This is a genomic window from Pseudomonas sp. PS01270, from assembly GCF_029959775.1.
Classification (GTDB): domain Bacteria; phylum Pseudomonadota; class Gammaproteobacteria; order Pseudomonadales; family Pseudomonadaceae; genus Aquipseudomonas; species Aquipseudomonas atacamensis.
The window spans coordinates 188369-199703 of record NZ_JASCPT010000001.1 but is presented as its reverse complement, the minus strand read 5'-3'; the positions used below and the strand labels follow the sequence as shown (position 1 = coordinate 199703).

Annotated in this window: 8 protein-coding genes; 4 read left to right on the top strand and 4 right to left on the bottom strand. The window is 61.4% G+C overall.

Annotation, left to right across the window (positions count from 1 at the left end; genetic code table 11):
• Positions 1–195: 195 nt before the first annotated feature.
• Both pncB and nadE read left to right on the top strand, forming a co-directional pair.
• Entirely contained in the window at positions 196–1419 is a 1224-nt protein-coding gene (gene pncB / locus QMX86_RS00765; RefSeq protein ID WP_024011382.1) for a nicotinate phosphoribosyltransferase, read from the top strand.
• A 4-nt stretch (positions 1420–1423) separates the two neighbouring features.
• Entirely contained in the window at positions 1424–2251 is an 828-nt protein-coding gene (gene nadE / locus QMX86_RS00760) for an ammonia-dependent NAD(+) synthetase (protein ID WP_071174248.1), read from the top strand.
• Between the two features lie 124 nt (positions 2252–2375).
• Here nadE and azu read toward each other — a convergent pair whose 3' ends face one another.
• The gene (gene azu, locus QMX86_RS00755) at positions 2376–2819 is read right to left on the bottom strand and encodes an azurin (RefSeq protein WP_282387632.1); all 444 of its coding nucleotides are present in this window, start codon (positions 2817–2819) and stop codon (positions 2376–2378) included.
• Positions 2820–3161: 342 nt separating this feature from the next.
• On the opposite strand from azu, the gene QMX86_RS00750 reads away from it, so the two are divergent.
• On the top strand, positions 3162–3749 hold the full coding sequence (locus tag QMX86_RS00750) for a TIGR00730 family Rossman fold protein (protein ID WP_110602756.1): 588 nt from the start codon (positions 3162–3164) through the stop codon (positions 3747–3749).
• A 68-nt stretch (positions 3750–3817) separates the two neighbouring features.
• Positions 3818–4006 (top strand): hypothetical protein, encoded by a 189-nt coding sequence (locus QMX86_RS00745; protein WP_016771927.1) that lies wholly within the window; start codon positions 3818–3820, stop codon positions 4004–4006.
• A gap of 208 nt (positions 4007–4214) precedes the next feature.
• Here QMX86_RS00745 and QMX86_RS00740 read toward each other — a convergent pair whose 3' ends face one another.
• The 3 genes from QMX86_RS00740 to QMX86_RS00730 form a co-directional block, all read right to left on the bottom strand.
• The gene (locus QMX86_RS00740) at positions 4215–5105 is read right to left on the bottom strand and encodes a transglutaminase family protein (protein WP_073471699.1); all 891 of its coding nucleotides are present in this window, start codon (positions 5103–5105) and stop codon (positions 4215–4217) included.
• Positions 5105–7591, bottom strand: coding sequence for a circularly permuted type 2 ATP-grasp protein (locus QMX86_RS00735; protein ID WP_282385343.1), 2487 nt, complete (start codon positions 7589–7591; stop codon positions 5105–5107). The genes QMX86_RS00740 and QMX86_RS00735 overlap by 1 nt, the downstream gene beginning before the upstream one ends.
• Positions 7592–7679: 88 nt before the next feature.
• Entirely contained in the window at positions 7680–10955 is a 3276-nt protein-coding gene (locus QMX86_RS00730) for a transglutaminase family protein (protein WP_282385341.1), read from the bottom strand.
• Positions 10956–11335: the final 380 nt, after the last annotated feature.

Sequence of the window (11335 nt, the reverse complement as noted above, 5' to 3'; positions counted from 1 at the left end):
GGGAGCGCGCTTGCTCGCGAAAGCGTTAGGTCAGCCACATCATCTTTATCTGACACACCGCTTTCGCGAGCAAGCTCGCTCCCACAGTGGATCTGCGGCGCTCTGAAAAAATGCTGGCAATCCCCACCGCCGATATGCGCCACTAGCGCCATCGATATAGACCGCGCCAGGCGCGGCGCAACTGGAGACCCGTTTATGAGCGAGAGTGTGTTTGCCGATCGCATCGTGCAGAACCTGCTCGACACCGACTTCTACAAGCTGACGATGATGCAGGCGGTGCTGCACAACTACCCCAACGTCGAAGTCGAATGGGAGTTCCGTTGCCGCAATGCCGAGGATCTGCGTCCGTATCTGGCCGAGATCCGTCATCAGATCGAGCGTCTGGCCGAGCTGAGCCTGAGTGCCGATCAGTTGAGCTTCCTTGAGCGCATCAGCTTCCTGAAACCGGATTTTCTGCGCTTCCTTGGCCTGTTTCGCTTCAACCTGCGCTACCTGCACACCGGCATCGAGAATGGCGAGTTGTTTATCCGCCTGCGCGGACCCTGGCTGCACGTAATCCTCTACGAGGTGCCGCTGCTGGCGATCGTCAGCGAAGTGCGCAATCGCTATCGCTACCGGGAGACCTCGCTGGAGCAGGCACGCGAACAGCTGTATCGCAAGTTCGACTGGCTGACCGCCAATGCTTCGGCCGATGAGCTGTCGCAACTGCAGGTTGCCGATTTCGGCACGCGCCGGCGCTTTTCCTTTGGCGTGCAGGCCGAAGTGGTCAACGTACTCAAGCACGACTTCCCGGGTCGTTTCGTCGGTACCAGCAACGTGCATCTGTCCCGCGAGCTGGACATGAAACCGCTGGGCACCATGGCTCACGAGTGGATCATGGCCCATCAGCAACTTGGCCCGCGCCTGATCGACAGCCAGATCGCCGCGCTCGATTGCTGGGTGCGCGAGTATCGCGGTCTGCTCGGCATCGCCCTCACCGACTGCATCACTACCGATGCGTTTCTTGGCGATTTCGATCTGTTCTTCGCCAAGCTCTTCGACGGTCTGCGCCACGATTCCGGGGACCCGGTGGCGTGGGGCGAAAAGTGCATCGCGCACTACCACAAGCTGGGCATCGACCCGATGAGCAAGACCCTGGTGTTCTCCGACAGTCTGACCCTGCCGAAATCGTTGGAGATTTTCCGCGCGCTGCACGGTCGCATCAATGTGAGCTTCGGCATCGGTACCAACCTCACCTGCGATATCCCGGGTGTCGAACCGATGAGCATCGTGCTTAAAATGACCGCCTGCAACGGCCAGCCGGTGGCGAAGATCTCCGACGAGCCTGGCAAGACCCACTGCAAAGATCCGAATTTCGTCGCCTATTTGCGACATGTGTTTCAGGTTCCTGCCGAATCCAGTCTATCTAGCAAGGAGTGAATTCATGCAAGCCGTACAGCGTGAGATTGCTGAGCAGCTCAAGGTGCAACCACCGTTCGCCGACGACCAGGCCCTGCAGGCCGAAATCGCCCGGCGCCTGACGTTCATTCAGGATTGTCTGGTCAATTCCGGGCTCAAGACCCTGGTGCTGGGCATCAGCGGCGGCGTCGACTCACTGACCGCCGGCCTGCTGGCCCAGCGCGCGGTACGTGAACTGCGCGAAAAAACCGGCGACGACCGCTACAAATTCATCGCCGTGCGCCTGCCCTACGAAACCCAGTTCGACGAGCACGACGCCAAGGCCTCGCTCGACTGCATCGCCCCTGACGAAATCCACACCGTGAACATCGGCCCGGCGGTCAAGGCGCTGGCAGCTCAGGTGTCGGCGTTCGAAGGCAAACCGGCGGCGTCGGTCGACTTCGTGCTGGGCAATACCAAGGCGCGTATGCGCATGGTGGCGCAGTACACGATTGCCGGGGTGGCGGGCGGCCTGGTGATTGGCACCGACCACGCGGCGGAAGCAGTGATGGGTTTCTTTACCAAATTCGGCGATGGCGCCTGCGACCTCGCCCCGCTCAGCGGCCTGGTGAAAAATCAGGTGCGCGCCATTGCCCGCAGTTTTGGCGCGCCGGAGTCATTGGTCGAGAAAGTGCCGACGGCTGACCTCGAAGACTTGTCACCGGGCAAGCCGGACGAAGCGGCGCACGGCGTGACCTATGCCGAGATCGATGCGTTTCTGCACGGGGAAACGGTGCGGGACGAGGCGGCGAAGATCATCGTCGATACGTACAACAAGACTCATCACAAGCGGGTCATGCCGTTTGCGCCTTGATTTTTCAAAGGCATGAAAAAGCCCGCGGAGGACTGATCCTCAGCGGGCTTTTTCTTTGGCCATCAGTCTTTCGGTGAAGCGGATGGCCTCTTCGCGAGCAGGCTCGCTCCCACATTGGCCCTGATTACTTGACGACGATGGTGCCTTTCATCATCGAGATGTGCCCAGGGAACGAGCAGAAGAAGCCGTAGCCACCGTCAGCTACCTTGGCCACATCGAAGGTCACCGAGTCGGTTTCCTTGGCGCCGATGATCTTGGTGTGGGCGATGATGCGGGCGTCGTCGTCCTTCAGGTAGTTCTTGTCGATACCGGCTGCCAGGCCGTCGGTAGCGATCGGCTGCATGTCAGCTTCTTTGCTGATCACCAGGTTATGACCCATGACGTTCTTCGGCAGGTTGCCGGAGTGGGTCAGTTCGACGGTGAAGGTCTTGCAGCTCTTGTCGATCACGATTTCCTTGGTGTTGAAGGACATCTGATCGGTGGAATCAACGGTGGTTTTGCACTCGGCAGCCATCAATTGGCTGCTGGCCAGCGCCAGCAGGGATACCGCAACAACTTTGGAAAACATGGTGAATCTCCAAGGCATGGTTAACAAAAACACTAGTGGTGGAAAGACTGCCTGAAATCATCGCAAGTTCATATGACTTGAGTCAAAAATTGTATACAACTTTCAGGCTATGACACTCATCGACACAATCTAACGGCCATTTCGTTGGGCCAGGCCTATGATCGGTCCACCTACTGAAACGGAGTGCCAGTCATGTTCTTTAACGGCCTGTTGTGCAGCTTGCTCGCCGCCTACGCTTGTGGCGCCAGCGGCACTTTTGAATCACCCGAACGCGAAGTCTAGTCCTTGGAGCGCAGCGTGCCAGCCGTTACCCTGTGCGACTGATCGACTCAGGAGTAACGCATGTCGCTGAAATCCGTTTGTGTGTTTTGCGGTGCCAACGCCGGTACCGTGTCGGCCTACACCGAAGCTGCCGTGGCCCTCGGCCGGGCATTGGCCGAGCGTAATCTGACGCTGGTCTACGGCGGTGGTGCCGTCGGTTTGATGGGCATTGTCGCTGATGCCGCGCTGGCGGCTGGCGGCGAAGTGATCGGCATCATTCCGCAAAGCCTGATGGACAAGGAGATCGGCCACAAGAGCCTGACGCGCCTGGAAGTGGTCGACGGCATGCATGCGCGCAAGGCGCGGATGGCCGAACTCAGCGATGCATTCATCGCCCTGCCCGGCGGCCTCGGCACGCTGGAAGAGCTGTTCGAAGTCTGGACCTGGGGCCAGCTCGGCTACCACGGCAAGCCTTTGGGGCTGCTGGAAGTGAACGGTTTCTACAGCAAACTCACGGCTTTTCTCGATCATATCGTCGGCGAAGGCTTCGTTCGCGCGCCACACCGTGACATGCTGCAAGTGAGCGAATCGCCAGATTCCCTGCTCGACGCCCTCGATCAGTGGCAGCCGACCGTCACGCCCAAGTGGGTCGACCAAAAACCCGGTTAACCCCCGGACACCGATACAGGGCAGAATACGCGCCGCTCAACCTCACCTTCGACCCCAGAGGATCGCCCATGGCCAAACCCAATTACTCCTTCGCCAAACGTCAACGAGACCTGGCAAAGGAACAGAAGAAAGAGGAAAAGCTTCAGCGCAAGAAGCAAACCGCTGAAGAAGCGGCACTGAACCCTGACGGTGAAGTGGCGACCGATGATGATGTTGATGCATCCGATGCACCGAAAGATCAGACGCCCGACGCCTGAGCCCCACCGGGTTTGATGATCGAATCAGACCCTGCGGATTTGTGACGGGGCTGGCAGTTCTGCTGCCGGCCCTCACAGCCCTGATTTCCCTGACACACCAAAATCCCTGTGGGAGCGAGCCTGCTCGCGAAAGCGGTGTATCAGTTACAAATCCATTGGCTGACCTGACGCTATCGCGAGCAGGCTCGCTCCCACATCTGAAAACTCATCAATTCTGAGGCATCACCGTAACCCGCACTTCCGGGTCGTGATTACCGCCACCGAGAATCACCCCCCGCAACGGCGACACATCGGAGAAATCCCTTCCCCACGCCAACGTGATGTGTTCCAGCGCCGGCTGCACATTGTTGGTCGGATCGAAATCCACCCAGCCCGATACCGGACAGAACACCGATACCCACGCATGCGAGGCGTCGGCGCCGATCAGGCGTGGCTGCCCCGGCGGCGGCTGGGTGAGCAGGTAGCCGCTGACATAACGCGCCGCCAGACCGCGCGAGCGCACACAGGCCAGCATCAGATGAGCGAAGTCCTGACAGACGCCGCGTCGACGCTCCAGCACTTCCACCAGCGGCGTCGCCACCTGGGTGGCTTCGGCATCGAAGGTGAATTCGCTGAAGATCTTCTGCATCAGCGCCTGCACCCCGAGCAACAACGGTCGCCCTGGCGGAAAACAGCTTTGCGAGAACTCGACGAAGCTGCGCTTCAAATGCACATAAGGCGACTGGAACCGGTAGCGACAGGCTTCGAGCAAGTCGGCGGACAACGGTTGACTGCTGTAAGTCAGCGCATCGCGGGTCTGCTCCCACGCTGGCGACTGGTTGAATTCCAGCGCCGGCCGCGCCAGCACCTCGACCGTCAGCCGGGCGTTGACCTGCAATTGGTCATGGGGCCGTTCAAATGCCAGACGCGTCAACGGATTGCCAAACACGTCCAGTTCGTCACGGCGCATGGTCGGCTCGGGGCTGATCAGCAACTGCTGCTCGGTGCAGCGCTGCCAGCTGCATTCGCGCGGCCACAGGTGCGCCAGTTGCTGCGCGAGGGAGACCGGGCTGTCGTAGTGATAACAGGTGTCGTGAAATATCTGATATTGAGCGCTCATCACACGGACACCGTACGCTGACTAACATCATCGACATGGGCGAAATGGCGCAGGGCCAGACGATCCGATACCTGGCCGCTGGCTTCGGCGATTTCCTGCAACAGATCGGCCAGACCATCCAGCGCGGCACGTACGCTGGATTTGCCGAACAAAGGATTTTCCAGACAACCGAGATCAAACCGCGACAGGCGCTCGACCAGTTGCGGCAGCGCGGTTTCCCGAGGCGCGGCGAAATCGTCGTTCAGGCGTTTCAGCGTGCGGGTGACCAGTTTCAGCTGAAACAACACTGCGTGGGGGTTCTGCTCATCCAGCAGCAGCAAATCCAGCACCGGAATCAATTGCGCCACCGCCAGATAGCGCGAGCGATAGGTGATGCTGCTGTTACCCAACTCCAGCAACCACTCAAGCCCGGCCTGATCGAAAGCACCCGCACCGCGCAGAAATGCGGCGAGGCTGCTGCTGAGAAATTGCAGGCGTTCGATGCGCCGGCCAATCATCAGAAAACGCCAGCCTTCGTCGCGGGTCATGTCATCCAGCGCAAACCCCGACAGCGCTGCCAGCGACATCACCAGACGGTTGAGGAAATCCAGCAGTTCGCCGAAGTCCGGTTCATCGACTTCCAGCTCCAGCGCCTCGCGCTGCAATTCGACCAGCGCCTGCCAGTTTTCCCGGGACAGCTTGCCGCGCACTTGCGAGGCGGCCCATTGCAGGCGTTGCAAGTTGGAGCGCAGGCTGAACGACCAATCCTCTCCCAGCAACGCAGCGAGCAGGCGCTGCGGCAGTTCGCCCTCATCCGGCAACAGTGCCAGCCGCTCGCCGAGATCGACCGCTGCTTGCAGCGCCTGCGGATCATCGCCATCGACGTAACGCGTGAGCATGATGCGCAGCAGCCGCGCGCTGTCGTCGCAGCGTTCGCAGTAGCGACCGAACCAGAACAGATTTTCCACCACCCGCGACGGCAGGTACGGATCGCGCCGCACCAGATCGTGCACGCCGACATTGCGCTGCGCCTTCCACTGCTCGCCACTCGGCGCACGGTCGCTGAGCACCCAGGTGTCCTTGCTCGCCCCGCCGCGCTGCATCGACACCACCTCGGCATCGGCGTCGGCCGCCACTCGAGTCAGACCACCCGGCAATACGCGGTAGCCATCGTGGCTGGCCACCGCATACATGCGCATGCCGATCGCGCGGGGTTGCAGATGACCGTCTTCGGCTTGCCAGACCGGCGCCTGCGACAGTTGCGCAAGCTCTTGCGCGACGTAGGCATAAGGCCGTGCCTGCATACGCTGCGCCAGCTCGAGGCGCTGACTTTCATTCAAGTCACGGCCGAAAACAGGCGCGAAACTCTGCGACGGGAACGCCGGTTTGATCAACAACTCCGGGAGTTTTTCCAGCGCCTGCGCCAGCACTGGCGCTTCACCGCACCACCAGGTGGCGATCGACGGCAGGATCAGTTCTTCGCCGAACAGGTATTGATTGATCTTCGGCAAAAAACCCAGCAGGCCCGGCGATTCCAGCACCCCGCTGCCTAGCGCATTGGCGACCAGCACCCGCCCCTGACGCACCGCCTCAAGCAGACCGGGGACGCCGAGCGCCGAGTCGGTACGCAGTTCCAGCGGGTCGCAGAAATCATCGTCGAGGCGGCGCATGATCGCGTGCACCCGGCGCAGGCCGCTGAGGGTTTTCAGGTACACCGTGGCATTGCGCACCGTCAGATCGCCGCCCTCGACCAGCGGATAACCGAGCTGGCGCGCCAGATACAGGTGCTCGAAATAACTTTCATTGAACCGCCCCGGTGTCAGCAGCACCACCAGCGGTGCGTCATCGCCCTGCGGTGCCTGACGGGCCAGGGTTTCCTGCAATGTGCGGAAGAAACCGGCCAGATGCTGAACCTTCAGATCGCGGTACAAATCGGGAAAGGCGCGGGAGACGATGGTGCGGTTTTCCAGCGCATAGCCGGCCCCGGACGGCGCCTGGGTGCGATCGGCAGTGACCCACCAGCGACCATCCGGCGTGCGCGCCAGATCCACGGCATACAAATGCAGAAAGGCTGACTCGGGCGGGGCAATGCCCTGACAGGGCCAGAGAAAATTGTTGTGCCCGAATACCAGCTCGGCGGGCAGCAGGCCTTCGCTGATCAACCGCTGCGGGCCGTACAGATCCGCCAGCACTGCATTGAGCAAGCGCGCACGCTGAGCGATGCCAGCGGACAATTGCTGCCATTCATCAGCCGCGATCACATGGGGCAGCAGATCCAGCTCCCACGGCCGGTCAGCGCCCTTGGGATCGGCATAGACGTTATAGGTGACGCCGTTTTCCTGAATCTGCCGCGCCAGCAAGGCTTGGCGCTGCACCAGTTGCGCTGGACTGCTGCGCTGCAACTGATCGAACAGGCGCTGCCAATGCGAGCGCACCGCGCCGCTGCCGTCGAGCAGTTCGTGATAGGTGCCCGCAGTCAGCGGGTAGCGGTCTAACAGGTCAGGCATGGAAAGCTCGGCAGACAGCAGGGAACGGTCAGACTAACGCAGGCACATGACACGCGGATATACGAAAAATCCGCGTGTTGCGTAGGCTCTAGTAACGGCGCAGGTCGATGGTCATCGGTAGCTCGTCATTGATTTGTACCTTGGGTACGGGAAGTTTCCCCGGCGTGTGTCCGAGGCGGAAAAACCGCGCCATGCGCCGGCTCTCCGCTTCATTGGCATTGACCGGCAAGGTCTCGTAATTGCGCCCACCGGGATGGGCGACGTGGTACTGGCAACCACCCAGCGAACGCCCCATCCAGGTATCGAGCAGGTCGAACACCAGCGGCGCGTGCACCGGTATGGTCGGATGCAGACAGTTGGCTGGTTGCCACGCCCGAAAGCGCACCCCGGCGACAAACTCACCCACCCGCCCGGTCGGGTGCAACGGCACCGCGACGCCATTGCAAGTCAGCAGATAGCGCTGTGGCGGCAAGCCGTTGAGTTTGACCTGCAAGCGCTCCAGCGATGAATCGACGTAGCGCACCGTGCCGCCCGCCGAGCCCTCCTCGCCCAGCACGTGCCAGGGTTCGAGCGCCTGACGCAGCTCCAGCTCGATGCCATTGACGGCGTAGTCACCGACCTTGGGAAAACGAAACTCCAGATGCGCCGCGAACCACTCCGCACGCAACGGATAGCCGGCGTTGTTGAGCTCGACGATGACGTCGGCGAAATCCTCTTCGATAAAGTGCGGCAGCAGGAAGCGATCGTGCAGCTCGGTGCCCCAGCGTGCCAGTTTCGCCGGCGCGTAAGGCTCGCGCCAAAAGCGCGCGACCAGCGCCCGCAGCAGCAACTGCTGAGCCAGACTCATGCGCGCATGGGGCGGCATTTCAAAAGCGCGCAGTTCCAGCAAGCCAAGACGCCCGGTGGCGCCGTCCGGTGAGTACAGTTTGTCGATGCAGAATTCGGCGCGATGGGTATTGCCGGTGACATCGATCAGCAGATTGCGCAACAGTCGATCGACCAGCCACGGCGCACATTCCTCGCCCGGTTCCGGCATCTGCGCAAAGGCGATTTCCAGCTCGTACAAGGCGTCGTTACGCGCCTCGTCGACCCGTGGCGCCTGGGACGTCGGGCCGATGAAGAGGCCGGAAAACAGGTACGACAGCGAAGGATGGTTGTGCCAGTAGCTGATCAGACTGCGCAGCAGATCCGGCCGCCGCAGAAACGGTGAGTCCGCCGGTGTCGCGCCGCCGAGTACGAAATGATTACCGCCGCCGGTGCCGGTGTGGCGCCCGTCGATCATGAACTTTTCGGTGGTCAGGCGGGTTTGCCGCGCCTGTTCATAGAGAAACTCGGTGCGCTCGACCAACTCGTCCCAGCTTGCCGATGGCTGCACGTTGACCTCGATCACGCCCGGGTCCGGAGTGACACGGAAGTTGCTCAGGCGCGGATCACTCGGTGGCTCATAGCCTTCCAGCAGTACCGGGCAATGCAGTTCTTCGGCGGTGGCCTCAATGGCCGAGACCAGTTCCAGATAATCCTCGACCCGCTCCAGCGGCGGCATGAACAGATACAGCCGCCCTTCGCGGGCTTCGGCGCAGAATGCGGTGCGGGTCAGCCAGTCGGCGGACTCATCGATTTTCGGCACCCGCTCATCCAGCGCAGCAGGTTCGCCGTGAACACCAAGCTGCGCAGGATCCGGCAGTTCAGCGAAGTCCTGATTCGGATCGTTGGGATGGATGAACGGATATTCCGCCGCTTTCACCCACGGCTGCGACGCCAGCGGCAAGCGATAACCCAGCGGCGAATCCCCGGGCACCAAGCGACAGTGCTCATCGCGCAGATACCAACGGCCGCTCTGCCATTGATCGCCCTTGGCCGTGCGCGCCAGCGGCAGCACCTGGCCGATCACCTTGTTCAGGCCCTGAGTGAAGACCTTGCGCAATCGCGCGCGCTCCAATGGCTCTTCCAGACGCGAATCTTCGGCGCTGACGTTGCCGGGCAACGCACCCTCGCGCCAGAGGTAATAGAGGTGATCCTCGTAAGCCGGGAAGACGAAGCGTGCAGGCAACTTCAGACGCTCGGCGACGCTGGCGAGAAAGCGTCCGGCCAGTTCGCCGTCGGCGCCATAGTCCTGCTGTTCGTCGGCGATCAATGCGTCGTTGTGCCAGATCGGCTGACCGTCGCGGCGCCAGTAACAATTGAGCGACCAGCGCGGCAATTGCTCGCCGGGATACCACTTGCCCTGACCGAAATGCACCAGCCCCTGCGGTGCATATTGCTTGCGCATGCGTTGAAACAGTTCGGCGGACAGCCGACGCTTGTCCGGCCCCAGCGCGGCAGTGTTCCATTCGGCGCCGTCCGGGTCGTCGATGGAAACGAAGGTCGGCTCGCCGCCCATGGTCAGGCGCACATCGCCTTCAAGCAGGTCGGCATCGATTTGCCGCCCCAGCGCCTGGATCGCCCGCCACTGTTCATCGGTGTAGGGCTTGGTGACACGTGGCGCTTCCCAGATTCGCTCGACCGACATTTCGTGGCTGAACTGTGTCTCGCAAGGTTCGACCAGACCACTGATCGGCGCCGCCGAGGACGGATCGGGACTGCACGCCAACGGAATATGCCCTTCCCCGGCGAACAACCCGGACGTCGCATCAAGGCCAATCCAGCCGGCACCCGGCAAATACACCTCGCACCAGGCGTGCAGGTCGGTGAAGTCAACTTCGGTGCCTGACGGGCCGTCGAGGCTTTTCAAATCGGCGGTCAGTTGAATCAGGTAGCCGGAAACAAACCGCGCCGCCAGACCGAGATTGCGCAACAGCTGCACCAGCAACCATGCCGAATCTCGGCAGGAACCGGAGGCGTGTTGAAGTGTGTGCTCCGGAGTCTGCACGCCGGGCTCCATGCGGATCAGGTAGCCGATGTCTTCGCTGAGGCGCTGATTGAGCGCCACCAGAAAATCCACCGCCGGCAGCGGCGTGCGGTCGATGCTGTCCAGGTAAGCCTTGAACGTTGGCGTCAGCGGCAGGGTTTCGAGGTACGGCGCCAACTCCTTGCGCTCGTCGGCGGCGTAGCTGAACGGAATTCGCTCGGCGTACGGTTCGAGGAAGAAATCGAACGGATTGAACACCGCCATTTCCGCTACCAGATCGACTTCGATGCGCAGCTCTGCGGTTTTTTCCGGGAACACCAGACGTGCCAGGTAATTGCCCTGGGGGTCCTGCTGCCAGTTGATGAAATGCTGCTCGGGCGAGACTTTCAGCGCATAAGAAAGAATTCGCGTGCGGCTGTGGGGCGCCGGGCGCAGGCGGACGATCTGCGGGCCGAGTTCGACAGCGCGGTCGTAGCGATAATGCGTGACGTGATGCAATGCGACATGAATCGACACGGCGTGCCTCCTGCGAGCCTTGGGCGTATGGGAAAGCGCGCAAGACTTATGCCATGCACAGGCTTGCGCGCTTTCGCGAAATGCTCAAGGCAGTACAGCACCAAAACCGGGCGATGCGAGGAAATGCTTTGGCTCAGTTGCACGCAAATGTTGCGGACGCTGATTCTTGCGGTGTTTGATCGGACGCTTTCGCGAGCAGGCCAGCGGCAACAACTTGATCGTTCCCACGTTCTGCGTGGGAATGCAGCCCGTGACGCTCCGCGTCACAACCATGTTCGACAACACTGCGAGTAACGGCTGGAACGCGGAGCGTCCCGAGAGGCATTCCCACGCGGAGCGTGGGAACGATCAGCAAAACGCCAACCCGAAGGTTGGCGTTC

What these genes read in the sequence shown, in the direction of transcription:
- pncB (WP_024011382.1), top strand. Translation starts at nt 196, where the DNA reads ATGAGCGAGAGTGTGTTTGCCGATCGCATCGTGCAGAACCTGCTCGAC.
- nadE (WP_071174248.1), top strand. Translation starts at nt 1,424, where the DNA reads ATGCAAGCCGTACAGCGTGAGATTGCTGAGCAGCTCAAGGTGCAACCA.
- azu (WP_282387632.1), bottom strand. Translation starts at nt 2,819, where the DNA reads ATGTTTTCCAAAGTTGTTGCGGTATCCCTGCTGGCGCTGGCCAGCAGC.
- QMX86_RS00750 (WP_110602756.1), top strand. Translation starts at nt 3,162, where the DNA reads ATGTCGCTGAAATCCGTTTGTGTGTTTTGCGGTGCCAACGCCGGTACC.
- QMX86_RS00745 (WP_016771927.1), top strand. Translation starts at nt 3,818, where the DNA reads ATGGCCAAACCCAATTACTCCTTCGCCAAACGTCAACGAGACCTGGCA.
- QMX86_RS00740 (WP_073471699.1), bottom strand. Translation starts at nt 5,105, where the DNA reads ATGAGCGCTCAATATCAGATATTTCACGACACCTGTTATCACTACGAC.
- QMX86_RS00735 (WP_282385343.1), bottom strand. Translation starts at nt 7,591, where the DNA reads ATGCCTGACCTGTTAGACCGCTACCCGCTGACTGCGGGCACCTATCAC.